Raw genomic sequence first — 24,694 nt, 5'->3', positions numbered from 1 at the left:
CCGTTCTCCCTCTGCCCACGTCGCCCCGGGACCGGCCCGCGGCCGCCCGCAGGCCCGCGTTCGTGTCCCGGGCTGTCGTCATGGGTGGACACCACCGGCCGCGGAAACTGGTCGGGGCGCCGATGGACGGCACGGAGCGGGCCGGGGAGGGGCTGCGCCTGCGGCAGCCCCTCCCCGGCCCTGTGCCCCGGCGCCTGCCGCCGCCGCAGCGCCCGAGCCGACCTCGGCGTTGCGTGCGACGGGGGAGCCGGGAGTGCCCGCGCACCGCGCGGGCGGCCCGCCGAGCACCTGCGGCGGGGGAGCCGCCAGCGGACGGCTGCGCGGGCCGCGCCGCCGGCACGACGACCGGCGGCGCGGGTCAGGTGCCGGTCGTCGGCCGGACTCCTTCCAGGTCGAAGCCGACCGCGCGTACCCCGCGCAACTCGCCGAACTCGCCGCGTACCGTGCCTTCGTGGCGCCCCGCGAGAGTGCCGAGGCCGGCCTCGATGCCGAACAGGCCGGCGATCACCGCCTCGGTGACGGCGACCGCGGCCACGCTCTCCCGGTTGGAGACCCCGCGCTCCGCCACCCGGTAGCCCCCGTCGGCGGTCACCTCCATCGCCTGGCCCCACAGGCCGCCCGAGGTGGCCCGGTGGGCGCGCCGCAGTACGTCCGCGGCGATGTCGGGGCGGCCGAGACGGCACAGGCCGTACGCGGTCGCGCCCGGCCAGGCTGCGAAGGCGCCGGCCGCACCGTGGTCGGGGCGGTCGGACAGCGGCGCGACCGGGTCGTGCGGGTCGAGGGCCCGCATCCAGTCGCCGTCGAGCAGCCGGCCGCTCACGAAGTCGACCATCTGCGCGCGGTGCTCCGGCGGCAGGTCGCCGGACAGGTCGGCGGCGACCAGCGCGAAGTCCAGGCAGTGGCCGATGACATCGGACCCCTCGGGGTGGCCGATCCGCCACCGCCCGTCACCCGCGTACTGCCCGAGCACCGCCCGCGCCAGCGCGTCGCCGTCCGCGCGGGCCCGCGCCGCCTCCGCGGGCTCCCCGAGCAGGTCGAGCAGCGTCGCGAGCGACCTGAGCATGCCCGCGTAACCGGCGTTGAAGGAGACCACCGCGTCACGGTAGTTGGGCACGCACTCCAGCAACTCCCAGGCGTCGCGCCCCAGGTCGACCAGTACACCCTCCCCGAACCCCGCCCTGCGCTGCCGCGGCCGGTAGGCCATCGCCCGCAGGTGGTCGAGGACGCTGCGGCCCCCCGCGTGCTGCGCCAGCAGCCCGGTGTCGCCGGTCACCGCCAGGTAGGCGGTCACCGTGCGGAACAGCGCGTGGTCGTTGGCCGCGTAGTGGTTGCCGACCGGCAGCAGGTTGCGGGTGTCGAAGGAGTGGCAGTGGTCGTACGGCTGGGCGAGCGCCGCCAGGATCCAGGCCCGCATCCCCGCGGGCTCCAGCATGGCGGCGGTCCTGGCGAATTCCGACTGGTCCCAGAAGTAGGTCGTGGTCGGCCCGAGGCGCGGGCCGCCGGTCAGGAAGACGGGACCGGTCCGCGACACCCGGGTGTTGCGCAGGTAGACGGCCAGCAGCGCGCCCAGATAGTAGGTACGCGCCAGGTCGGTGTCCTCGGTGACCAGCGTCGGCAGGTAGCCGGAGAATTCCGGGCCGCCGGGGGTGAAGGCCTGCCGCCAGGTGTCCCGCCAGCGCTCCGCGATCTGCTCGAAGGCCACGCCGAAGGCGTCCGCGGTGGTGGTCGCGGCCCAGCGCACCTCGTCGGACCCGGAGCCGATCTCCAGTACGAAGCCCAGCTCGCGGCTCTCGCCGGGGGCGAGCAGCAGGTCCCAGCGGGCCACCGCCCGCGCCCCCTGCGCGCTCAGCACGTCGGGCGGGGTGGTGAAGGCGTACGCGGAGCGTGCCGCGCTGTGCCGGTCCTCGACCGTCACCGCGCCGCCCGCCGCCGTCGCCGTCCACCGCCTGCCGCCCCACCAGGGCTCGGTGCGGGCGGCGGCGGCGCCGTCCACCGACAGCTCCGCGCCCTGCTCCCCGACCCGTAGCGCCACCCGGTGCCAGGAGCCCACCGGCAGCGGCTCGGCCGCGACCGCGTACTCGCCGCCGATCCGCAGGCTGATCCGGCCGCCGGCCAGTGCCACCTGGGCCGAGTCCGGGTGGTTGCCGTGGGTGGCGACCACGCCTGTCACCCCGGCCTGGTCGACCCGCACCTCGAAGCCGAGCCCGTCGCCCGCGCCGAGCGCGACCGTGCCGACCCGCAGGTCGGTGCCGGCCCGCACCGTGTACGCCGCCGCCGGGTCGCCGACCGGCGCAGCGCCGCCGTCAGCCCGCAGCACCCGCAGCCTGCGCACCAGGCAGGGCGCGCCGGGCGCCCTGACCCGGCCGGAGTCCGGCGCCGAGTGGTCGGGCAGCTCCGACTCCAGCAGCATCGGCGCCGAGTCCTCGTCGCGCTGGATGCCGGGGATCCGCGGTGAGCCCAGGCGTATCCAGCGCTCGCCGTGCGGCAGCGTCTGCACCTGCCGGGGGCGGTCGGCCAGGACTTCCGCGCGCAGCCGTTCGGTGGCGTAGAAGTCGTGGTGGTGGCCGGAGTTCCACGGGGTGCCGTAGAGCCACCCCCAGTCCGTCTCGTGGTGCGCGAACATCGCCAGCAGTTCCTGCTCGACCACCACGGGCCGGGGGCGGGCCGCGGCGTTGTGCAGCGTGATCCGCCACAGCACCCGGCTGCGCTCGTAGCCCATCCTGACCTCGGTGCGCACCGTCAGCGGCCCGCGGGCCGCCGACCGCTGCACGCCCCACGGCGACCAGCGCATCCGCTCGGCGGCCTGCGGTTCGCCGTCCACGCGCAGCACACCGGTGTGGTAACCGCCGCTGTACGGTGCGAAAGCCAGCCAGGACAACGATGTCAGGTCCCGGTTGACGTGCCCCTGGCCCCACTGGTTGCGCAGCGTCGGAAGGTGCGCGAGCTCGCCGGCCGGCATCCAGCCGCCCGCCAGGTCGTCCAGCGCGGGCACGCCCCGGCCCACCGGTCCTGCGGTGTCATCGCCGGTGACCGTGCCGGTGTCGGTGTCGGAGTCGGAGACTGTGTCCGCGGGCAGCGGCCCGCCGTGACCGCGCCGCTCGGCCTGCGGAGCCGCGCTCACTTGGCCGATCCCGCGGTGAGGCCGGCGATGAACTGCTTCTGCATCGCCAGGTAGCCGACGACCGGGATCACTCCGGCCAGGAACATGATGCCGAAGAGTTGTCCGTAATCCATCTGGAACTGCCCCACGGAGAGATAGAGACCGGTGGTGATGGTCTGGCCCTGCAACGGGCCGAGGATGAACTGCGGGTTGAGGAAGTCGTTCCAGATCCACAGCGAGAGGAAGATGGCCACGGTCGCGGTGGCCGGCCGCACCAGCGGCATGATGATGGTCCACCAGATGCGCAGCCCGCCGGCGCCGTCCAGCCTGGCCGCCTCGACGACCTCGTCCGGCACCGCGCGCATGAAGCCGACGTAGACGAAGACCGCGAAGGAGAAGTAGCCGCCGCCCAGGTTGGACAGGATCAGCCCCGGATAGCTGTGGTCGAGGCCGAGGAAGGTGAGGATGCGGATCGTCGGCAGCAGCACCACCTGCGGCGGGATCATCAGCCCGGCGGCGAGCACCGCCAGCACCACCGCGCGCGGCCGGGTGCGCCTGCGGGAGATCCAGAAGCTGAACGCCGACCCGAGCGGGATCAGCAGCAGCACGGAACACACCACGACGATCAGCGAGTTGCGCAGGCCCAGCTGCAGCAGGTGGTCCGGCCGGTGCAGCGCGGTGGACAGGTTGTCCAGCGTCGGATGGACCGGGGGCGCCGCCGGATCGGCGACGATGTCGTCCTCTTTCTTGAACGCGTTGACGACGGTCAGGTAGATGGGGCTGACGAAGACCAGCACCAGGACCACGGCAAGGGTGAGCCGGGCCGGGCTGAGCAGCCCGCGCCTGCCGCGACGCGGTGCGGCGGAGCCGTCCCCGCGGACGGGAGCCGGGCGCCGGGTGGCGGGTCCGCGGGCCGCGGGCCTGCGGGCGGATGTGCTCTGGACGGTCACAGGTCGACCTCCCTGCGGCGCAGGATGCTGGTGACGGACAGGGCGATCACCGCGGACAGCGCCAGCAGGAACATGGCGATGGACGAGGCGTAGCCGAACCTGTCGTCGGTGAAGGCCATCTTCACGATGTACTGGGCGGTGGACTGGGTGGCGTTGGCCGGTCCGCCCGAGGTGAGCACCTGGATGACGTCGTAAAGCTTCAGCACCGTGATCAGCGAGATGGTGACGCCGATCGTGGTCGCCGGAGCCACCATCCGCAGGGTGATCATCCGGAACTGCTGGACGGTGTCGGCGCCGTCGATCGACCCGGCGTCGTAGAGCTCCCGCGGGATGTTCTGGAGCGCGGCCAGGTAGACCACGGTGGTGAAGCCGGACAGCACCCAGGCGACCACGACGCCGACCGAGAACTGCGCCAGGTGCGGCTTGCCCAGCCAGTCCACCGGCTGGTGGACCAGATGCAGGCTCTTGAGCACGGTGTTGAGCAGGCCGTCCTGGGTGAGGATGGTCTTCCAGACGAAGCCCACGATCACCCCTGAGACCACCTGCGGCAGGAAGGCGACGGTCCGCAGCACCCGGTAGCTCAGGTCGGTGCGGTTCAGCAGCAGCGCGAAGGCGAGCCCGACCAGGTTCGCCACCACCGTCACCCCGACGGCGAGCAGCAGGGTGAAGACGACGCTGGTACGCAGCTGGCTGTCGTGCAGCATCTCCGAGTAGTTGTCGAGGCCGATCCAGTTGCTGCCCGACTTGAGCGGGTTCTCGTCGGTGAAGCTGCTGCGCAGGCTCATGAACACCGGCACAACGATGAAGACCAGGTAGAGCAGCAGGCCGAGGGCGGCGATCAGCCGCAGCCCGAGATCCTGCGAGGTGTCGCGAAACCAGTGCGAGAGCGGCTTCACCGGCACTGTCCTTTCTTGGCGCGCCCGTTCACTTGGTCGCGGTGTTCCAGGCCTTGTCGAGCTTGGACATCTGGCCCTTCACATCCGAGCTGTTGAACAGCGCCTGTGCGGCGGCGTAGAAGTCGTTGTTGAGCGAGCCGGGCAGCGCGTCGTCGTTGGTGCTCCAACCGATCGAGCTGACCTTGGTGTTGGTGGCGGTCACGTAGCCGTAGGAGCCGGTGAAGGCCGGGCTGACCGTGACGCCGTAGTCCTTGAGCGTCTTGTTCTTGAGCATCGGGTAGGCGCCGTCGCCCTCGATCAGGGCCTTGAGGTTGTCTGGGTCGAGGGACCAGGCCTGGGCGAAGGACGTGGCCGCCTTGACGTCCTTGGCCTTGGTGCTGATCGCCATGGAACCGCCCACCGCGAACGGCACGACCACCGAGCCGTCGTCGGTCGGCCACGGGAAGACGCCGATGTTGTCCCACTGGTCCTTGGGTATCGAGCCCAGGTACCAGCTGCCCATCGGGTACATCGCGGCCTTGCCGGCGTTGAAGTTCTTGATCGAGTCGGCGTAGCTGACATTGAGCGCGCCCTGCTCGAAGTAGCCCTTCTCCACCAGGGTGCGCATCTTGCCCGCGGCGGTGACCACGTCGGCGTCGCCGAACTTCACCTTGCCCGCGTAGCGCTGCTGGAGCCACTGCGGGTTCTTGCCCAGCACGTCGGCGCTGATGGCGCCGGTCAGCGGCATCGCGGCGGCGAACGGGTCGTTGCCGCCCAATTCCATCGGGGTGATGCCGGCGGCCTTCAGCTTGTCGTTGACCTGGAGGAACTGTGCCCATGTGGTGGGCGGTTGGACACCCGCCTTGGTGAAGAGCGACTTGTTGTAGAAGACCAGCGGGATGATCTGCGAGTTGGTCGGCGGGATGTAGACCTTGCCCTTGATCGCATTGCCCTGCGGCAGCAGGAAGTTGGCGTCGATCCAGGACTGGTCGTAGGGGGTGAGCAGGCCGGCCTCGGTGTACTGCGAGGGCGTGATCGACTGCAGCAGGTCGGGGAACTGCCCGGAGGCCTGCAGCTGCTTGGCGTACGAGTCGCGGTCCGTGCTCGGCGCCACCACCTGCTTGACCGTCACACCGGGGGCCTTCTTCTCGGCCCTGGCGATCGAGTCCTTCCAGAAGGCCGGCGTCAGCGAGGGGGTGTTGAAGGTGAGATACGTCAGCGTCGACCCGCCCGCCGAACTTCCGCCGCTGGAGGCGGAGTTGGAGCACGCGGCGAGCAGCAGCAGCCCCGCGGCGCCGGCGGTGGCGGCACTGCGCCTGAACGCGGCACTTCGTCTGAACATGACCGTCCCTTTCGAGGGTGGAATGTCGGGGAGACACATGACCGGGCCGCCCCGGACACGGGAGGTGTGTGCGTCCGACGGCTGGATAACGTTATCTCGCCGAGTACAGTAAGGTTCCGCGACAGCAAGTCAAGCCCCCGCACAATCACGGACCGGTCTCGGGACACCGGGGGCGGCTGATGAGACAACCGGCGAAGGGAAGCGAAGTGCCTGGTCCTGGTGCCGCGGGCAAGCCCGGTGACAAGCCCGCGGGCAGGCCCGCAGACAGCCGCGGACTGCCGCGGCCCCGCAGGCCCACGATGGTCGACGTGGCCCGCGAGGCGGGCGTGGCATTGCGTACGGTCTCGCGGGTGGTGAACGGCGACACGACGGTCGGCGACGAACTCGCCCGGCGGATCACGGCGGCCATCGAACACCTCGGCTACCGGCCCGACGTGCGCGCCAGGCAGTTGCGCAGCGGCCGCACCGGCACCATCGGCGCCGCGGTGCGCCACATCGCCGACGCCCATCCGGTGCTGCGGGCGGTCGACGAATCGGCGCGCGGGGCGGGCCTGACCGTGGTGGCGATGTCCACGGAGGACGACCCTGAGCGCGAGCGCGAGGCCGTCATGTCCATGTGCGGGCGCCGGATGGACGGCATCATCATCGAGCCGATCGCCGACGGCCACCAGTATCTGCAACCCGAGATCGACTCGGGGCTCGCGGTGGTCGCCTTCGACCGGCCGGCCACCGGCGTCGAGGTCGACACGGTGCTCTCGGACAACCGCGGCGGCATCCGGCAGGCCTTCGCGCACCTGGCCGCCCAGGGCCACCGGCGGATCGGCTACATCGGCGACGACGAGCGCATCTACACAGGCCACGAGCGCGCCGCCGCCTTCCGGCACTGCCTGCGGTCGGCGGGCGCGCCGCTCGACGGGATGGTGCACCCGGGGCCGATCGAGGACGGGCGGATCGCCGCTGCCCTGGACGGCCTGCGGCGCGGTCCCGAGCCGGCCACGGCGATCGTCACGGGAAACTTCTCCACCTCGGTGGCCGTCATCCGCGCGCTGGGACCCGACTTCGGCAGCACCGCGCTGGTGGGCTTCGACGACTTCGGGCTCGCCGACCTGCTCAGGCCCGGCCTGACGGTGGTGGCGCAGGGCGACATGGAGATCGGGCGCACGGCGATCGAGCTGTTCAGGGCGCGGCTGGCCGAGCCCGCCCGGCCGGTGCGCACGGTCATCGTCACGACGTCGCTGATCACCAGGGGTTCCGGCGAGATCGGCCCGTGAGCCGGCCCCGGCCGCTGAGGGCCGGGGCCGGCCGGGGGTGGCGGGGGACGGCGGGGCGGTGACCGGGAGTTGGGTGGTACCCCCTTTACAACACGCTGCGGCACCTCTATAAACGTGCCAGACATCCTACGATAACGTTCTCTCGGGCATGCGAGCCGCCCTGGAGCGTGCGGAGGGCCCGGCGAGCCGCCTGCGTCCTCCTGCTGGTTTCCCGTCAACTCCCCCCACGATGCGCACCGCCTTCCCGACCGGTTTCACCCGGCTTTCCGCCGGTTCCGCGCCGCCCGGCCCACCTCGGTGGGCGGGGTTGTCGCCGCCTTGGGCATGAGCGGCGACCGACAACGCTGTCATGGCGACCGTGGACACCCTGCAATAGTCATCCGATGTATTGCGGGCCCACAGGCATGGCAGCAGCGTTCCGGCAGCGGAGCCGGCGGCACAGCGGGGACGGGACGGCGGCGGCATCCGTCACAAGAGAGGCAGCAGCCCCTATGAGGCTCACCTTGCGGGCCCGCGGAAGCGGGAGCGCGGCAGCCGCGGCGACACTGGCCGGCGCCCTGCTGGCCACCGCCCTGACCACCGCGCTGGCCCGGCCCGCCGCGGCCGACCCGATCACCGCGGCGCAGGGCATGAACACCGTCGGGCAGTACCAGGGCGTGTGGACGTCGCCGCCCACCCAGCTCACCGGCGGCGGCACCGTCGACGCCCCGGAGATGGGCAACGGCGACGTCGGCGTCGCGGTCGGCGGCAGCATCGACAACCAGACCTTCTACCTCGGCAAGAACGACTTCTTCTCCGCCACCAGCCACGCCGTCAAGCCGCTCGGCCGGATCGTCGTGGCGGCCGGCGGCCTGGCCGGCGCGTCCTACAACGTCGTCCAGGACATCCAGCACGCGGAAGTCCGCGGCACGTACACCAAGAGCGGCCAGACGCTGAGCACCACCAGCTGGGTGGACGCCAACCGAAACGTCCTGGTCACCTCCTTCACCCTGACCGGCGGCAGCACCCAGCACATCACGATCACCCTGCAGAACGGCTCCGGCGGCACCCCCGCGGTGAGCACCAGCGGCAACGACCTCGACGCCGACGTGGTCGCCGACACCGGCGGCAGCGGCGACCCGCGAGCCAGGATCGCCGCCCGCACCATCGGCCAGAGCCAGACGGTCTCCGGCAGCACCGTCAACCTGACCGTCCAGCCCGGCACCACCGCCACCCTGGTCGCCGGCATCCAGAGCAGCATCGACACCTCCGGCTACCAGGCCGCCGCCGACGGCCTGGTCGGCACCCTCACCCAGGCCGACGTCGACAGCCGCAAGTCCGCCCACCGCGGCTGGTGGCAGACCTACTGGTCGCAGTCCTACGTCCAGATCCCCGACAAGGCGGTGGAGAAGAGCTGGTACGGCTCGCTGTACCTGCTCGGCTGCGTGTCACGCCCGGGGAAGTACGCCCCCGGCCTGTGGGGCAACTGGATCACCGGCAACATGAACTGGAACGGTGACTACCACACCAACTACAACTACCAGGCGCCCTTCTACGCCGCCCTGACCACCAACCACATCGACCAGATGGCCTCCTACGACCAGCCGGTGCTCGACTGGACGGCCCGCGGGCAGCAACTGGCCGCGCAGAACGGCTTCCAGGGCGTCCTCTACCCGGTCGGCATCTCGCCCAAGGGCACCAGCGCCGACATGAACCTGCACAACCAGAAGTCCAACGCGGTCAACCTGGCCAGCGACATGGTCATGCGCTACGAGCAGACCCGCGACACCGGCTACGCGAGCACCGTCTACCCCTACCTCAAGCAGGTCGGGCTGTTCTGGCAGAACTACCTGACCAAGGACGCGTCCGGCACCTACACCATCACCAACGACGCGCCGCAGGAGGACAACGCCTACCCGCAGACCAACAGCATCCTCTCGCTCGGCCTGGTCCACCTGCTCATGCAGGGGCTCGTCGACATCTCCACCGCGCTCGGCCAGGACTCCGGCACCCGCGCCACCTGGAGCGACATCGACGCCCACCTGGCGCCGCTGCCCACGATGACGCAGAACGGGCAGACCGTCTTCCGCGAGACCTCCACCGGCGCCTCCTGGGTCAACGACGGCAACGACATCGACATCCAGGCCGTCTACCCCGGCGGCCAGGTGGGCCTGGACAGCAGTGCCGGACTGCTGCAGACCGCCCGCAACACCGTCGGCCAGCTCAGCGCCGCCTGGCACGGCGGGAACGCCCCCGCCACCTTCTACGCCGCTGCCGCCCGGGTCGGCTACGACCCGGCCGCGATCCTGTCCAACCTGCACACCGAGGCGACCGGCAACGCGTACGCCAACCTGGGCATCCACCACAGCGGCGGCGGCATCGAGAACCTCAACGTCACCACATCGGGCCTGGACGAGATGCTGCTCCAGTCCTTCCAGCACGATGTGAAGGTCTTCCCCGACTGGCCGGTGAACACCAGCGCCAAGTACGGCGACCTGCTCGCCGACGGCGGCTTCCTCATCTCCAGCAGCAGGGCCGGCAACTCCGTGCAGTACGTCCGCGCGATCAGCCAGAAGGGCGGCAACCTCACCTTCACCAACCCCTGGCCGGGCAGCAGCGTGCAGGTCTACCGCGGCGGTTCCGGCGCGGGCACCGTCTCGGGCACGAAGATCACGCTCGCCACTTCCGCGGGCGAGACCGTCACCCTGGCTCCGCCCGGCACCTCCTACGCCACCGTGCAGACCCAGCTGGCCCAGCCCCTCGGTGCCGGTGCCGGCACCGGCGGCACCAGCACCACCTTCGCCTCGGGGTCGGAAGCCGGCGACCCGGCCCCGGCCTGGACCGACACCGTCGACACCGCGGGCGGCGGCGTCAACGGCGTCGCCGGCATCAACTCGGACTCCGCAGGGCCGCAGACCGGGCCGCGCACCGGGGAGACCGCCCGCACCGGCAGCGGTTCGCTGATGTACTCGGGCAGCGCCACCGGCAGCAGCCCGCACGCCTATCTCAAGGTCTACGACCTCAGCGCGTCGCCACTGGCCGTCGGCAGCGCCAAGACGCTTGGCTACTGGATCCATCCGCAGTCCCACGCCACCACCCCCTGGGTGCCGGCCGGTTCGACCGAGAGCGAGTGCGTCGCGGTCGACCTGGTCTTCACCGACGGCAGCACCCTGCGCGACTCGGGGGCCGCCGACCAGAACGGCAACCAGGCCCATCCCGCCCACCAGTGCGGCCACCTGACCCCGGACAGCTGGAACCACGTCACCGTCGACCTCGCGGCGGACAACGCGGGCAAGCAGATCGCCCGCGTCCTGATCGGCTACGACCACCCGGGCGGTGCCGGCGGCTACCGCGGCTACGTGGACGACCTGACGATCAACTGATCTGCCTGCCCCCACCCCCTGACCGGTCCCCGCCGTGCCGTCCACGGCGGGGACCCCGAGAGCCGGAGAGGAAGCCCAGCCGTGCCGGAGGAGGCCGAGGCCGCCATGCGCGACGGCGCCGTGCTGCGCGCCGACCTCTACCGGCCCCCGCCCGGCGGCGGGCCCTGGCCGGTACTGCTGGCCCGCAGCCCCTACGGAAGGCGCGACCCCGGCGTCCTGGCGAGGCTCGACCCGCCGGCCGCCGCCCGGCGGGGCTTCCTGGTGGTCGTCCAGGACACCCGGGGCCGTTTCGGCTCCGACGGCGACTGGGAGCCGCTGGTCCACGAGTACGACGACGGCCACGACACCGTCCGCTGGGCGGCCAGGCTGCCGGGCGCCGACGGGCGGGTGGTGATGTACGGGCCCAGCTACCTCGGCCACACCCAGTGGGCCGCGATCGTCGCCGCACCGCCGGAACTCCTCGCGGCCGCACCCGAGTTCACCTGGGCCGACCCCCGCGACGGACTCGTGGCGAGAGGCGGCGCGACCGAGCGCGGCCTGCTCGACCAGTGGACCCTCGGTCTGGGCCGCGAGGTGCTGCGCCGCACCCGCACCGGCCGCGGACTCGCCCGCGCGCTGGCCGAGTTGACGGCGGTCCAGGACCGGCTGTGCGCGGGGGAGTGGGATCCGCCGGCGCGCCCCTCCGTCCTGCACGCGCTGCCGCGCCCCGGGCGGCCCGGCGGCCCGCCGCTGCGTGCGGTCCCCGCCGACCACACGGCGCTGCGCACCCCGACCCTCACGGTCGCGGGGTGGTACGACGCCTTCCTCCAGGGCAGCCTCGACAACCATGCCGCGGCCCGCGCCGCGGGGCACACGGCGGCACTGATCGTCGGCCCCTGGACCCACGACGACCGCACCGGCCGCACGCGCGCCCACGACTTCGGCCCGCAAGCCGGCGAGGCGGCGCTCGCGGGCGGCTCCTCCCTGCGCGACCGGACCCTGGACTGGCTGACGGCGGTCCTGGCGGGCGCCCCGCACCCGGGGGTCGCGCCCCCTGGCGGTGGAGCGGCCGCTGCAGGCACCCCCGTGCTGGTCTTCGTCATGGGCGCGGACGAGTGGCGCCCGCTGGAGCAGTGGCCGCCGCCCGCCACGCCCACGCCCTGGTACCTGCGGGCGGACGCCGCCCTGTCACCGGTGCCTCCCGGCCCCGCGGAGCCTCCCGCGGGCTTCCTGCACGACCCCGCCGACCCGGTGCCGACCCGCGGCGGCGCGCTGCTGCTCACCTCCGGATATCCGGCGGGCCCGTACGATCAGCGCCCCGTCGAGGCCAGGGGCGATGTGCTGGTGCACACCGGTGAGGCGCTGGCCGGACCGCTGGAGGTGATGGGCCGGGTGCGCGCCACGCTCACCGTCGGCGCGGACGCGGGGCCCGCCGACTGGGTGGTCCGGCTCTGCGACGTCGCCCCCGACGGCACCTCCCGCGTCCTCACCGACGGCGTGACGCGGACGTACGCTGCCGGTGAGCGCGAGGTGCGGGTCGACCTGTGGTCGACGGCGCACGTCTTCCGCCCCGGCCACCGGGTGCGCCTCCAGATCGCCGCCAGCAGCCACCCGCGCTGGGACGTCGCGGGCCCGCCTGGCACCCGTACGGTCTTCCGCGACGCGGCCCGCCCGTCACAGGTCGTGCTGCCGCTCACCGCGCCGCCGCGGTGAGCGGCGGCACGGTGACGGCGGCCGGGCGGCGGATCAGGGGGCGGCCAGGTCGAACTCCTCCCAGGGCCCGATCGCGTCCCTGTTGGCGATCAGGGACGCGGCGCCCGCGTTCTCGGCCGTCACGTACTTCCCGTTGGCCTGGGCCTTCAGGCTGACGCTGTGGTCGGGGTTCCGGATCAGCTGGAAGGTCTCCCACAGGCCGACCGCCGTGCGGTTGGCGATCAGCGGGCCCGCGCCCGCGTTCTCCGCGGTCACCAGCATCCCGTTGGCGTGCGCGCGCAGGGCGATCAGGCCGTTGCCCTGGTCGAGCTCGTCGAACTGCGCGGCGGTGTCCGCCGATGCGGAAGCGGCGATCAGCGCGGAGGCGCCGCTGTTCGGCGCGGTCACGAACTTGCCGTTGGCGTGCGCGCGCAGCGCGATCCAGTCGCCCACGGGCTGTCCGGGCGGCCCGAAGTACGACAGGTTCACCGCGTCGGCGATGGCCTGCAGTCCGGCCTCGTTCGGGTGCAGGTGGTCGCCGGCGTCGTAAGCGGGCAGGTAGCGGGCGGGGTTGGCCGGGTCGTGGGTCGCGGTGTCCTGGTCGATGAGGCCGTCGCAGCCGCTGCCCGAGCCGCGCACGAAGGCGTTGATCGCCGCGCGGGCGTTCTCGCCGGCCTGGGTCCAGCCGCCCGAGCCCTGGAAGGGGGTGAGGGTCGAGCACAGGAAGGACAGTCCCGCCTGGTGCGCGCGGGAGATCAACTGCTGGATCCCGGAGATCAGTTGGGCCCCGGTCGGCGGACTGCCCGAGCCGAGGTCGTTGATCGGGTCGTCCGAGAGGACCACCCAGCGCACCCCCGGCTGGCCCAGGACGTCCCGGTCGAAGCGGGCCAGCGCGCTCTGCCCGGCGCCGTCGCTGAGCAGCTTGTTGCCGCTGATGCCCTGGTTGAGCACGCCGACGGTGCGGCCGCCCGCCGCCAGCCGCCTGGCCAGGTCGTCCGGCCAGCGGCGGTTGGAGTCCTGCGCCGAGGCGACCCCGTCGGTGATCGACGCGCCGAGGGTGACGACCGCGCCCTGGGCGGCCGGGTTCTGCACGTCCAGGTTGGTGAGGAAGGAGTAACTGCCGGTGGTGGACGCCCCGCTGAGGGTGGCGCTCGCGCTGACGTCCCCGCTCGCCAGGTAGTTGGTCCTGGTGCCCTGCTGGTGGTAGGTCGCCGAGCCGGTGGGCTGCGGCAGGTAGAGGCTGACCGCGACGTCGGACAGGGCGGGCACGGTGAAGGCGACCTGGTCGCTGACCGCCGAACCGCCGGCCGGCACCGTCAGCGAGGTCTGCCCGCCGAAGGTCACCGTCCGGTCGGTGCCGGTGTTCACCGACGGCCCCGAGGTGCTCAGCGCGACGTGCACATCGGCCACGGTCAGCGGCGCCGAGCCGAAGGCGTTGGAGATCCGCAGCCGGGCCGAGGTGCCACCGATGCCGGTGTGCACGATCTGCCGCAGCGTCTGCCGGTTGTACGAGGGGCCGCCGCTCTGCGGCGAAACGGACCATGTACCGGTCCAGCCGTCCGCGGCCGCGGGGGCGGCCGCGGGCACCGAAGCGGGCGGGGAACCGGCGGTGCGGGCGGGGGACGAGTCGGGTGCGGCCGGGGTGGCGGCGGTCGCACCGGTGGCGGGGGCCGAGACGGACAGTCCGACGGCCAGGATCGCGGCCGCCAGGACGGCGGCGCGGCGCGGGGAGCGCGCTTGGCGTTGCACAGGGGCCTCCTGTGGTGGGGGAGTGGAACTGTAATCCCGCTGTCGGCTCGCGCCAATCCCCTTGGCCCAGCGAAGAGTTCGGATGACTGAATCATCTGCGCGGCATCTTCCGCCGGATTCGACTCCATGCGGGCCCTGACATCGGATCTCTCGCCGGTCCCGGTGCCGCGGGCCACCACTGCCGGTGACGTGCCGCGCACCCCCGGTCCAACCCTGGTGCGCCCCGGCCGGATTGCCGGAATTTGCTAGAATTGCGGGAACCCGACGAGCGCGTCGTACCGGGACCCTGCAAAGACGACGCACCCCCGTAAGTCCACATCCCACGGAGGTGCCCCCATGGCATGGGTCCTTGTCATCGTCGCCGGCCTGCTCGAAGTCGTCTGGTCGATCGGCATGAAGTACACCGACGGCTTCACCCGATTGTGGCCGAGCGTCCTCACCGGCGCCGGTATCGCCGCCAGCATGCTGCTGCTGTCCCAGGCCGCCAGGTCGCTTCCGATCGGCACCGCCTACGGGGTGTGGGTCGGGATCGGCGCGGCCGGCGCGGCAGTCGTCGGCATGCTGCTGCTCGGCGAGCCCGCAACCGCCGCCCGGATCTTCTTCGTCGCCCTGCTGCTGGTCGCCGTCGTGGGCCTCAAGGCGACGTCGGGCCACTGACCCGCGCCGGAAGCAGCCGAAGAGCCCCGGGCCGCACACCGGCAGGGTCCGGCCCGGAAGTTTCGGCCGGGCCCTGCCAGGCCGGCGTCGGCGCCCGGCCCGACGGGTGCCGCGCGTCCCCGGTCCGATATGCCCGGGGACGCGGCTTCCGTGTGACCTGCACCACAGCCGCCTCCTGCGCGTACCGCAGCTTCACATGCCCTTCCCCCGGCGTACGCCCGGCGCGGGTTACCTGGGGTGATGGACCACATCACCTTCCTTGTGGCAATGGTCATCGTCACGGCCCTGGCCTTCGACTTCACGAACGGTTTCCATGACACCGCCAACGCGATGGCCACGTCCATCGCGACCGGCGCCCTGCGCCCCAAGGTCGCCGTCGCCATCAGCGGCGTGCTCAACCTGGCGGGCGCCTTCCTGTCCACCGAGGTGGCCAAGACCGTCTCGGGCGGCATCGTGGACGACACCCTGGTCACCCCCGGCATGATCTTCGCGGGCCTGGTCGGCGCGATCCTGTGGAATCTGATGACCTGGCTGCTCGGCCTGCCGTCCAGCTCTTCGCACGCGCTCTTCGGCGGGCTGATCGGCGCGGTGTGGGTCGGCGCGGGTCGGCACGGGGTCCACTTCGACAAGGTCGTGGAGAAGATCCTCATCCCGGCGCTCGCCTCCCCCGTGGTGGCGGGCCTGGCCGCCCTCGCGGCGACCTACCTGGCCTACCGGATCACCGCCCGGGCGCCGAAGGACGGGGTCTCCAAGGGCTTCAGGGCGGGGCAGATCGCCTCCGCCTCGCTGGTCTCGCTCGCACACGGCACCAACGACGCCCAGAAGACCATGGGCGTCATCACGCTCGCGCTGATCTCCTGCGGCGCGCTTGGCCACGACGCAGGGCCGCCGGTGTGGGTGATCCTCACCGCGGGGCTGGCCATCGCGACGGGCACCTACCTGGGCGGCTGGCGGATCATCCGCACCATGGGCAAGGGGATCGTCGACATCGAATCCCCGCAGGGCTTCGCCGCCGAGTCGGCGGCGACCGCGGTCATCCTCAGCTCGGCGAACCTCGGCTTCGCGCTGTCCACCACCCAGGTCTGCTCGGGCGGCATCCTGGGCGCGGGAGTGGGCCGCCGGCTCGCTGAGGTCCGCTGGAACACCGCGGGCCGGATGGCACTGGCCTGGCTGGTGACGCTGCCCGCCGCCGCCGCGGTCGGCGCGGTGGCCGCGGGCGCCGTCGTGCACGGGGGCACCACAGGCACCGTGCTGATCGCCCTGGCCGCGGTCGCCGTCGCCGCCGTCATCGTGGTGCTGTCGCGCCGCAACCCGGTGCACGCCGACAATGTGAACAACGCCACCAGCACCTCCGTCCGCCCGCCCGCGCACGCCGGCGCCGCCGCATGACGACCGAAACGAGCATTCGCGGGCACAAGGGAACGCAGAGGACCGGGAGAAGCGTATGGACGTGAAATGGGGATCCCTGGGCGAGGTCGCCCTGGTGAGCTTCGGTGCCACCGTCGGGGTGGTGCTGATCTTCGCCCTGGGTGTGCAGGCACTCGCCGGCCGCGACGCGGCCCGCTCCGCGGGCCAGGGCGGTACGGCGCGGGCCACCGCGGCGGGCGCGTGCTTCGCGGTGTGCGCGGGCGCGGTGCTCTACGGGCTGTACCTGATCATCCCGCAGTTCCACTGACGGCCCGGCGGACGAGAGGCGGCACCATGACGAGCACGGACACCGGCGCGGAACTCCTCGCGGGGATGCGGGTCGACTACACCGACCAGGACGACCCGGTCCTGGTGCGCCCCGACGGCACCGTGGTGGACACCTGGCGGGAGAACTACCCCTACGACGCGCGCATGGAGCGTCCCGAGTACGAGGTGCACAAGCGGCTCCAGCAGATAGAGCTGCTCAAGCTGCAGAGCTGGGTCAAGGAGACCGGCCAGCGCATCGTCATCGTCTTCGAGGGCCGGGACGCGGCGGGCAAGGGCGGCACCATCAAGCGCTTCATCGAACACCTCAACCCGCGCGGCGCCCGGGTGGTGGCGCTGGAGAAGCCCACCGAGCGGGAGAGCGGGCAGTGGTACTTCCAGCGCTACGTCGCCCACCTGCCCACCGCGGGCGAGATCGTGCTGTTCGACCGGTCCTGGTACAACCGGGCTGGTGTCGAGCGGGTCATGGGCTTCTGCACAGACGACGAATACCACCGCTTCATGCGGCAGGCGCCCCGCTTCGAACGGATGCTGGTCGACGAGGGCATCGCCCTGGTGAAGTTCTGGTTCTCCGTCTCGCACGACGAGCAGCGCACCCGCTTCACCATCCGCCAGGTGGACCCGGTGCGGCAGTGGAAGCTCAGCCCGATGGACCTCGCCTCCCTCGACCGGTGGGACGACTACACCCGCGCGAAGGTCGCGATGTTCCAGGAGACCGACACCGAGTACGCGCCCTGGACGGTGGTCAAGAGCAACGACAAGAAGCGCGCCAGGGTCGAGGCCATGCGCAGCGTCCTGGCCCGCTTCGACTACACCGACCGCGACGACGAGGTCGTCGGCACCCCCGACCCGCTGATCGTCGGCGCCGCCGCCAACCTGCTGGAGGCCGGCGAGGACGCCGCCGCCCACTCCCGGCTCCAGCCCTGACCGCCGCCGGGCGCCGCCCCCCGCGCTCGGAAGCCGCCGTACCCGGTGCGGGCCGCCACGCCGTGCCGGGCTCGCCGCCCGGCGCCGCCCCCGGTGGCAGGGTGTGACCCGGGGCCCCGCCCGGACACCTGCCGGGCCGGGGCAGCGGCGGCGGTACGGAGGCGGGCGGCCAGTGGGCGACGGGGAACGGCGGGGCGCGGCGGACGCGCTGACCGATGTGGCGGGGCTGCGGGTCGGGCACGCGGGACGGGCCTCGGACGGCTGGCTGACCGGGACCACCGTCGTCCTGGCCCCCGACGGCGGCGCGGTGGCCGCGGTCGACGTACGCGGCGGCGGCCCCGGCACCCGGGAGACCGACGCGCTCGACCCGCGCAACCTGGTCCAGCACGTCGAAGCGGTCGTGCTGACCGGCGGCAGCGCCTACGGCCTCGACGCCGCCTCCGGGGTGGTGGCCTGGCTGGAGGAGCAGGGCCGCGGCTTCCTGGCCGGCGGTCCCGGGCAGGTGGTGCCGGTGGTGCCCGCCGCCGCACTGTTCGACCTCGGCCGCGGCGGCGACTGGGGCGCCCGCCCAGGACCGGCCATGGGCCGCGCCGCGGTCGAGGCGGCGGCTGCGACAGCCGAGGGCGCGCCGGTCCCGCAGGGGAACGTCGGCGCCGGTACGGGCGCCGTGGCGGGCGACCTCAAGGGCGGCGTGGGCAGCGCGAGCCTGGTCCTGCCGTCGGGCGTCACGGTGGCGGCGCTCGCGGTGGTCAACGCCTCGGGTTCCGTCGTCGACCCGGACATCGGCGCCCTGTGGGCCGGCCCTGGCAGGTCGGGCGGGCCCGGCCCTGACGCCGCCGTCGCCGGCAGCCCCGTGCCGCCCGGCGTGCGGGCGCGGGCCGGGCGGCGGCTCGCGGCGGCGGCCGCGGCCACCGCGGACCGGCAGCGACCGCCGCTGCACACCACGCTCGCGGTGGTCGCCACCGACGCCGTGCTGACCCGCGCCCAGGCGCACAGACTCGCCGGCACCGCGCATGACGGGCTGGCCCGCGCGGTCCGCCCGGTGCACCTGCTGTCCGACGGCGACACCGTCTTCGCGATGGCCACCTGCCGCCGCCCGCTCGTGCCGCCCGGCGAGGCCGCCGCCGGCGAGCCGGCCTTCGGGGTCCACATCGAGGCGGGCGCGCTGGACGCGGTACTGGCAGCGGGCGCCGACGCCCTGACCCGTGCGGTCCGGCACGCCGTACTGGCCGCCGAGACGGTCGAGGGACCGGGCGGCGTGTTCCCCTGCTACCGGGACGCCTACCGGAGGTAGTCCCCGCTCCCCGGAGCGCGCCACACCCCGTCCCGCGCCCATTGCGCGGACTTGCGGGCGCGTCACCGGCCGGTTTGCCGTGAGGGACGCGGCGCAGCGGGAAGGCTCGGCTCATGGACTCCATCACCGACTGGCTCGGCCATTCCTCGGGTCCCGCGGTCTACGCGCTGGTGGCCGCACTGGTCTTCTGCGAGGACGCGCTCTTCTTCGGCTTCGTACTGCCAGGCGAGACCGCTGTGGTGCTCGGCGGGGTGGTCGCGGGGCAGGGGCGGGTGTCGGTCTACTGGCTGGCTGCCGTGGTCGTGCTGGCCGCGATCGCGGGGGACTCGGTCGGCTACGAGGTCGGCAGGCGCTTCGGCCCGCGCATCCTGGAGACCAAGCCGCTGCGCGGGCACCAGGAGCGGATCGACCAGGCCAGGGACTTCATCCGCAGGCGTGGGCCCGTCGCGGTCTTCCTCGGCCGCTTCATCGCCTTCTTCCGCGCCATGATGCCCGCGCTCGCCGGCATGTCGCGGATGCCATACCGGACGTTCCTGCTGTTCAACGCACTGGGCGGGCTGATCTGGGGCGTCGGCTTCACCCTGCTGGGGTACTTCGCGGGCACCGCCTACAAGCAGGTCGAGAAGACGGCGGGCACGGCGGTCGCGGTCGTGGTGGCGGCGGTCGTGGTGGTCGCGGTGGTGGTCTGGCAGATCCGCAAGCGGCGTCGCGGGCGCGGCAAGGGCGACGGAGCGGACAAGGGCGGCGGCGACGGCGCGCAGGAGGGCCAAAGCGAAGGCGGCAGCGCGGAAAGGTCCCCGGACGCGGACGGGGACGGCGGCAGGAACGGCGACCGCCGCCACTGATGCCGCACGGGTGTTCGTGAGGCGTGTGTGTGTACTGATTCCGGAGTTCCGTGCGGTGACAATGTGCCGAGACGGCAACAATCAGGGCCCCGGAGGTTCGAAACGGGCTGACTGTGAGCAATCGTGCAGTATGCCTATCTCGTCACAGCGTTCCGCGACCGCCGACCCGCAGCGGGTCCCGCGCCGCAGGACCGTCCTCGTCGCGGCGACCGTGACGCTGCTCGCCGCCGCGGCCGTCGGCTGCGGCGACAAAGCCGCCTCCGGATCGCCTGCCGGTACCACGGGCGCACCGGCGTCCTCGTCCCAGGCGGCGACGTCCGGCACCCCGGGCGACACCGCAGGCGGCACGACCACCGGCGCACCCGAGGCCACCCGGCCGTCCGCACCCGCCGCCACCACGCCGTCCGGCGCGACCCCGGGGGACGCCAAGCCGCAGGCGGCCGCCAGATGCACGGTCACCGGGCTCAAGCTGACCCTGGGACGCGGCGACCCTGGAGCGGGTAGCGTCTACTATCCGCTCGACTTCACCAACACCACCTCGCACGCCTGCACCCTCAACGGCTTTCCCGGTGTCTCGCTGCTGCGCGGCGACGGCAGCGTCATCGGCAAGCCCGCCGGCCGCCAGGGCGGCGCGCCGGCCGCCGTACGCATCGGACCGGGGCAGACCGTGCAGGCCGACATCCACACGCTCAACCAGGGCGTGAAGGGCGACAGCTGCTGGCGCAAGCCCACCCTGATCATGGTCTACCCCCCGGGATCCACCGACTCCATGACGCTCGCCACGTCGAACCCGGTCGTCTGCGGCGACACCTTCGACGTCGGCCCCGTGCACTGAGAGGACCGCCGTGACGGTCAACGGAATCGATGTCGCCTCCTACCAGGCCGACGACTACAGCACCAGCGGCCTTGACTTCGTGATGGTCAAGGCCAGCGAGGGATCCAGCTACCTCAACCCCCGGCACGCGGCGCAGATCGCCCACGGCCGGGCCCACGGCCTGGTCGTCGGCCACTACCACTTCGCCCGGCCCGGCTCGATGACCGCGCAGGCCGACTACTTCCTCGCGCACGCCGGTGCCCGGGCCGGCGACGTGCTCGCCTTCGACTGGGAGGACACCGGCGTGTCCGGCGCCGACAAGGACGCCTGGCTGCGGCACGTCCAGGCCAAGGCGCCCGACCACCGGGTGATCCTCTACTGCAACCGGGACTTCTGGCTGAACCGCGACAGCACCTCCCTGTGCGCCGACGGGCTGTGGATCGCCGACCCCTCCGCGCCCGCGGGCCACCCGAGGGTCGAGCACCCCTGGCTGTTCCACCAGTACAGCTCGGCCGGCGGGCTGGACCGCAACGTCGGGAATTTCGCCGGGCTCGGCACGCTGCGCGCCTGGGCGAACAAGGGCGCCGCCCCCCGCTACGAGCCCTTCCCCGGTGCCGGCTGGTTCACCAAGGGGCGCCGCTCACCGGTCGTGGCCGCCATGCACGACCGGCTGGTCGCGGTCGGCTGCAACCACTACGCCGGCTCCGCGAACAAGGACGTCATCGGCTCGGGCGACGTGGCCTCCTACGAGGCGTGGCAGCGCAAGTACAACACCGACCACCACAAGGGCTGGACCGGTTCCGCCCTGAAGTGGCCGCCCGGCAAGGAGACCTGGGACGCGCTGCACGTCCCGAACGTGTGACCCGCGCGGCAGCGCCGTTACGCGGGCCGCCCGACCGGGAACCGGGTCTGCATGCAGCCGATCGAGGCACTGGAGCGGATCGCCTTCCTGCTGGAACGCGCCGACGCGCCCGTCCACCGCATCAGGGCGTTCCGCAACGCGGCCGCCGTGGTGGCGGCGCTGCCCTCCGCGGAATTCGAGCGGCGGGCGGCCACCGGCCGCTTCACCGACCTCAAGGGCATCGGCGCCACCACCGGCACGGTGCTCGCCGAGGCGTGCGCGGGGCGCACCCCCGGCTATCTGACGGATCTCGAACGCGACAGTTCAGGCCCGCTCGCCGAAGGCGGCACCGCCCTGCGCGCGGCCCTGCGCGGCGACTGCCACCTGCACTCCGACTGGTCCGACGGCGGCAGCCCGATCGAGGCGATGGCGCTCGCCGCCAGGGACGCGGGGCACGAGTGGGCGGTGCTCACCGACCACTCGCCGCGGCTGCGGATCGCCCACGGCCTGACCGCCGAGCGGCTGCGCCGCCAGCTCGACGCGGTCGCCGAGGTCAACACCCGCCTGGCGCCCTTCCGGCTGCTCACCGGGATCGAGTGCGACATCCTCCCCGACGGCTCGCTCGACCAGGAGGACGACCTGCTCGACCGGCTCGACGTCGTCGTCGCCTCGGCCCATTCCGAGCTGCGGATGGCAGCCCCCGCCTTCACCCGCCGGCTGCTCGCCGCAGTCGGCAACCCGCTGGTCGACGTGCTCGGCCACTGCACGGGACGGCTCATCGGCGGCCGCGAGCGCCCCGAGTCCACCTACGACGCGGCGGCCGTCTTCGCCGCGTGCGCCGAGGGCGGCACCGCCGTGGAGATCAACAGCAGCCCGCAGCGCCTCGACCCGCCGCGCAGGCTGCTCGCGCTGGCAAGGGACGCGGGCACGCTCTTCGCCATCGACAGCGACGCGCACGCGCCCGGCCAGCTCGACTGGCAGATCAACGGCTGCGCCCGCGCGGAGGAGGCCGGCATCCCGGCCGGGCGGATCATCACCACTTGGACCGCCGAGGACCTGCTGACCTGGACCGCGACGCGGCAGGTCCCGCCGGGCGCCGGAGCCTGAACGGGCCCGCCGCGCCCGGCGCCCCTGACAGGCGCCGGGCGCGGCGGGCGGCCGCGGGCAGGTCCGGTCACACGGTCGTGCAGACCGCCCCGTTGAGGGTGAAGACCGTCGGATCCTGGTAGGCGCCGTTGTTGGCGCCGGTGAAGCCGAAGGTCGCGGAGTTGCCGCCGTTCGCGGCCAGCGTGCCGTTCCAGTCCACCGGGGTGGCCACCACATGGGTGCCCTGGGTGGTCAGGTTGGCGTTCCAGAAGCCGCTGACGGACTCGCCGCTGCTGGGGAAGGAGAAGGCCAGCGACCAGCCGGTGATCGGGTTCGGCCCGGTGTTGGTGACCGTCACGTTGGCGTTGAAGCCGTTGCCCCAACCGGCCGTCAGGTCGTAGGAGACCTTGCAGGGCGCGTCCTGCGGCGTCCCGGTGCGCACCGTGACCGGGTCGGAGGGCCGGGAGAGCCGGCCGTTGGCGTCACGGGCGAGGACGTTCCAGGTGAAGGTCGTGCCCGGGGTCAGGTTGGGCACCGTCACCGAGGTGCCGGTGCTGCTGCCCAGCAGCTCGCTGGTGCTGCCGACCTGCCGGTAGACCTCGTAGCGGTCGACCCTGCCGCCGGTCGAGGGGGTCCAGGCGACGGTGGCGCTGGTGGCGCCGGCGGCGGTCACCTTCGGCGCCCCGGGCGCGGTGAGGGCCGAGGAGGTGCCGGTCTTCTGGTGGACGGTCACCGTGGTGATCGAGTAGGGCGGCAGTGTCCAGGTCCCGGTGTTCGGCGCGGTCACGCTGTCGATCGAGGACGCCTGGTCGCGGAAGGTGTCCACGGTGGCGGCCGAGCCGCCGGGGGTGAAGCCGGCGTAGTGCAGGGCCACGGTCCGCGCGTTCGCGGGGTCCTTGTTGATCAGCATCACGCTCAGGTCGCCGTCGGCGCGGTGCACCGCGTGCGCGGCCACCAGCGGGCTGCCGCTTGCCGCCCCGATCAACTGGTCGCCGGGGGTGCCGAGATGGCTGAGCATCGAGATGGCGTGGTAGGGCGCGAACGGGGTGTTCAGCGGCGGCTCGCACACGGTGCCGACGCAGGTGCCGCTGGAGAGGATGCCGTAGTCGTTGTAGTCGGTGGCCCCGTCGGGGGCGGTGCTGATGGTGCCGGGACCGTTGTGGGTGTCCCACCAGTCCACGGTGAAGACGCCGTTCTGCAGCGCGGTCAGGTAGGCGTCGGCGCCGAAGAGCGCGTTGGGCTGGGTGTCCTCGAAGACGTTGGAGTTCAGCTCGGTCAGCGCGATCGGCATGCCGGGCACCCCGGCCGCATCCAGCTGGTCGTGCAGTTGCGCCAGTTCACCGTCCAGCTGGGAGGGGGTGCCGAGCATCCCGGCCGCGTCCGAGCCGCCGGGGTACCAGTGCACGATGACGAAGTCGGCCTTGCCCGCGATCAGCGGGAGGACCGTGTGGTTCCAGTCGGCGGTCTCGCCCGCGGCCATCACCCCGTCGGGCCAGTTGCCCGGCAGCGTCAGGACCGCGCCGATGTTCACCGAGGGGTCCACCGCCTTCATGGCCGTCGCGTAGTCGGCGACGTTCTTCGCGTAGGCGGTGGGGGAGGTGTCGGCGTGGGTGTCGGTCTCCCAGCCGGAGCCGTAGTGGCCGTTGCCGTACAGCTCGTTGCCGATCTCCCAGTACTTGGCGCCGTAGTGCTGGGTGACGTTGGAGTAGCGCACCCAGTCGGCCGCCTCCTGGGGCGTGCCGGAGCCGTAGTTGGCGATCAGGATCGGCTGGGCGCCGATCTTCTTGACCGTCCCCATGAAGGCGTCGAAGTCGGTCCCCGGCGCGACGTAGCCGCCCGGCGCGGTGTTGTCCTTCCAGTGGTAGATGTCGCCGTACGAGCCACCGGGGTAGCGCAGCATGCCGATGTCGGCCGCCGACAGCAGGTTCTGGACCTCGGGCACGTTCATCTGGGAGTCCCACACCGCGCTGTTGAGGCCGTAGGCGGTGCCGGGGATGGTGCCCTGGCCCTCGGCGGCGTTCACCGTGACGTCCACCGCGGGGGCGGCCGGGTCGCCGGGGTCGGCCACGGCGGCCTGGCCGCCGGCCAGCAGCGCGGCGCCGAGCGCCACGACGGAGGCGCAGGCGGCGAGCCGTCTGCGCAGGGGGGCCGAACTGGGGGATGAGCCTGGGCGCACGGGAGTTCTCACCTTCGCGAGGCGGGACGTGGGGGGTGCCGA

The 24,694-nt window shown here is 72.8% G+C and carries 18 protein-coding genes and 1 riboswitch; of the genes, 12 read left to right on the top strand and 6 right to left on the bottom strand.

The genetic code is table 11. From position 1 onward, the window contains the following. Window positions 1-358 precede the first annotated feature (358 nt). From ACGFMP_RS29195 to ACGFMP_RS29180, 4 genes are read right to left on the bottom strand one after another with little or no spacing between them, the layout of a single operon-like run. The gene (locus ACGFMP_RS29195) at window positions 359-3,121 is read right to left on the bottom strand and encodes a hypothetical protein (protein WP_393676024.1); all 2,763 of its coding nucleotides are present in this window, start codon (window positions 3,119-3,121) and stop codon (window positions 359-361) included. Beyond that, window positions 3,118-4,050: a carbohydrate ABC transporter permease gene (locus ACGFMP_RS29190; protein WP_393676023.1), complete on the bottom strand. Its 933-nt coding sequence runs from the start codon at window positions 4,048-4,050 to the stop codon at window positions 3,118-3,120. The genes ACGFMP_RS29195 and ACGFMP_RS29190 overlap by 4 nt, the downstream gene beginning before the upstream one ends. Next, window positions 4,047-4,946: a carbohydrate ABC transporter permease gene (locus tag ACGFMP_RS29185; protein ID WP_393676022.1), complete on the bottom strand. Its 900-nt coding sequence runs from the start codon at window positions 4,944-4,946 to the stop codon at window positions 4,047-4,049. Before ACGFMP_RS29185 ends, ACGFMP_RS29190 begins: the two co-directional genes overlap by 4 nt. Before the next feature lie 28 nt (window positions 4,947-4,974). Further along, window positions 4,975-6,267, bottom strand: a complete 1,293-nt coding sequence (locus tag ACGFMP_RS29180) for an ABC transporter substrate-binding protein (RefSeq protein WP_393676021.1) — start codon at window positions 6,265-6,267, stop codon at window positions 4,975-4,977. A 206-nt stretch (window positions 6,268-6,473) separates the two neighbouring features. Here ACGFMP_RS29180 and ACGFMP_RS29175 point away from each other — a divergent pair, with 206 nt between their 5' ends. The 3 genes from ACGFMP_RS29175 to ACGFMP_RS29165 all read left to right on the top strand — a co-directional run bounded on the left by ACGFMP_RS29175 (window position 6,474) and on the right by ACGFMP_RS29165 (window position 12,592). Then, a complete protein-coding gene (locus tag ACGFMP_RS29175) occupies window positions 6,474-7,538 on the top strand; it encodes a LacI family DNA-binding transcriptional regulator (RefSeq protein WP_393676020.1) in 1,065 nt (354 codons plus the stop codon). Window positions 7,539-8,029: 491 nt separating this feature from the next. Then, the gene (locus tag ACGFMP_RS29170; protein ID WP_393676019.1) at window positions 8,030-10,900 is read left to right on the top strand and encodes a hypothetical protein; all 2,871 of its coding nucleotides are present in this window, start codon (window positions 8,030-8,032) and stop codon (window positions 10,898-10,900) included. 81 nt (window positions 10,901-10,981) lie between these two features. Beyond that, on the top strand, window positions 10,982-12,592 hold the full coding sequence (locus ACGFMP_RS29165; RefSeq protein WP_393676018.1) for a CocE/NonD family hydrolase: 1,611 nt from the start codon (window positions 10,982-10,984) through the stop codon (window positions 12,590-12,592). A 33-nt stretch (window positions 12,593-12,625) separates the two neighbouring features. Here ACGFMP_RS29165 and ACGFMP_RS29160 read toward each other — a convergent pair whose 3' ends face one another. Beyond that, complete coding sequence (locus tag ACGFMP_RS29160; protein WP_393676017.1) at window positions 12,626-14,320, bottom strand: GDSL-type esterase/lipase family protein; 1,695 nt, start codon at window positions 14,318-14,320, stop codon at window positions 12,626-12,628. 237 nt (window positions 14,321-14,557) lie between these two features. Next, a riboswitch (guanidine-III (ykkC-III) riboswitch) is annotated at window positions 14,558-14,624 on the top strand. 32 nt (window positions 14,625-14,656) lie between these two features. Here ACGFMP_RS29160 and ACGFMP_RS29155 point away from each other — a divergent pair. The 9 genes from ACGFMP_RS29155 to ACGFMP_RS29115 all read left to right on the top strand — a co-directional run bounded on the left by ACGFMP_RS29155 (window position 14,657) and on the right by ACGFMP_RS29115 (window position 22,497). Continuing rightward, a complete protein-coding gene (locus ACGFMP_RS29155; RefSeq protein ID WP_393676016.1) occupies window positions 14,657-14,977 on the top strand; it encodes a DMT family transporter in 321 nt (106 codons plus the stop codon). Window positions 14,978-15,217: 240 nt separating this feature from the next. Then, window positions 15,218-16,366 carry an anion permease gene (locus ACGFMP_RS29150; RefSeq protein WP_393676015.1) on the top strand — a complete coding sequence of 383 codons (1,149 nt, stop codon included), beginning with the start codon at window positions 15,218-15,220 and terminating at the stop codon, window positions 16,364-16,366. A 55-nt stretch (window positions 16,367-16,421) separates the two neighbouring features. Then, window positions 16,422-16,652, top strand: a complete 231-nt coding sequence (locus tag ACGFMP_RS29145) for a hypothetical protein (protein WP_393676014.1) — start codon at window positions 16,422-16,424, stop codon at window positions 16,650-16,652. A gap of 26 nt (window positions 16,653-16,678) precedes the next feature. Next, window positions 16,679-17,596, top strand: a complete 918-nt coding sequence (gene ppk2 / locus ACGFMP_RS29140; RefSeq protein ID WP_393676013.1) for a polyphosphate kinase 2 — start codon at window positions 16,679-16,681, stop codon at window positions 17,594-17,596. Between the two features lie 172 nt (window positions 17,597-17,768). After that, the gene (locus ACGFMP_RS29135; RefSeq protein WP_393676012.1) at window positions 17,769-18,890 is read left to right on the top strand and encodes a P1 family peptidase; all 1,122 of its coding nucleotides are present in this window, start codon (window positions 17,769-17,771) and stop codon (window positions 18,888-18,890) included. 113 nt (window positions 18,891-19,003) lie between these two features. Further along, entirely contained in the window at window positions 19,004-19,735 is a 732-nt protein-coding gene (locus tag ACGFMP_RS29130) for a DedA family protein (RefSeq protein WP_393676011.1), read from the top strand. 130 nt (window positions 19,736-19,865) lie between these two features. Then, window positions 19,866-20,570 (top strand): DUF4232 domain-containing protein, encoded by a 705-nt coding sequence (locus ACGFMP_RS29125; protein ID WP_393676010.1) that lies wholly within the window; start codon window positions 19,866-19,868, stop codon window positions 20,568-20,570. A 10-nt stretch (window positions 20,571-20,580) separates the two neighbouring features. Continuing rightward, window positions 20,581-21,411, top strand: a complete 831-nt coding sequence (locus ACGFMP_RS29120; protein ID WP_393676009.1) for a GH25 family lysozyme — start codon at window positions 20,581-20,583, stop codon at window positions 21,409-21,411. A 51-nt stretch (window positions 21,412-21,462) separates the two neighbouring features. Beyond that, the gene (locus tag ACGFMP_RS29115; protein WP_393676008.1) at window positions 21,463-22,497 is read left to right on the top strand and encodes a PHP domain-containing protein; all 1,035 of its coding nucleotides are present in this window, start codon (window positions 21,463-21,465) and stop codon (window positions 22,495-22,497) included. A gap of 67 nt (window positions 22,498-22,564) precedes the next feature. Here ACGFMP_RS29115 and ACGFMP_RS29110 read toward each other — a convergent pair whose 3' ends face one another. After that, on the bottom strand, window positions 22,565-24,652 hold the full coding sequence (locus ACGFMP_RS29110) for a cellulose binding domain-containing protein (RefSeq protein ID WP_393676007.1): 2,088 nt from the start codon (window positions 24,650-24,652) through the stop codon (window positions 22,565-22,567). Between the last annotated feature and the right edge of the window lie 42 nt (window positions 24,653-24,694).

It is taken from the genome of Streptomyces sp. NPDC049040 (genome assembly GCF_043197715.1).
GTDB lineage: Bacteria > Actinomycetota > Actinomycetes > Streptomycetales > Streptomycetaceae > Actinacidiphila.
This window is presented reverse-complemented; position numbering and strand designations above follow the sequence as displayed.

Bases quoted from the DNA above. Each gene is read 5' to 3' on its own strand.
- ACGFMP_RS29180 (WP_393676021.1), bottom strand. From the start codon at position 6,267: ATGTTCAGACGAAGTGCCGCGTTCAGGCGCAGTGCCGCCACCGCCGGC.
- ACGFMP_RS29170 (WP_393676019.1), top strand. From the start codon at position 8,030: ATGAGGCTCACCTTGCGGGCCCGCGGAAGCGGGAGCGCGGCAGCCGCG.
- ACGFMP_RS29155 (WP_393676016.1), top strand. From the start codon at position 14,657: ATGGCATGGGTCCTTGTCATCGTCGCCGGCCTGCTCGAAGTCGTCTGG.
- ACGFMP_RS29150 (WP_393676015.1), top strand. From the start codon at position 15,218: ATGGACCACATCACCTTCCTTGTGGCAATGGTCATCGTCACGGCCCTG.
- ACGFMP_RS29145 (WP_393676014.1), top strand. From the start codon at position 16,422: ATGGACGTGAAATGGGGATCCCTGGGCGAGGTCGCCCTGGTGAGCTTC.
- ppk2 (WP_393676013.1), top strand. From the start codon at position 16,679: ATGACGAGCACGGACACCGGCGCGGAACTCCTCGCGGGGATGCGGGTC.
- ACGFMP_RS29130 (WP_393676011.1), top strand. From the start codon at position 19,004: ATGGACTCCATCACCGACTGGCTCGGCCATTCCTCGGGTCCCGCGGTC.
- ACGFMP_RS29125 (WP_393676010.1), top strand. From the start codon at position 19,866: ATGCCTATCTCGTCACAGCGTTCCGCGACCGCCGACCCGCAGCGGGTC.
- ACGFMP_RS29115 (WP_393676008.1), top strand. From the start codon at position 21,463: ATGCAGCCGATCGAGGCACTGGAGCGGATCGCCTTCCTGCTGGAACGC.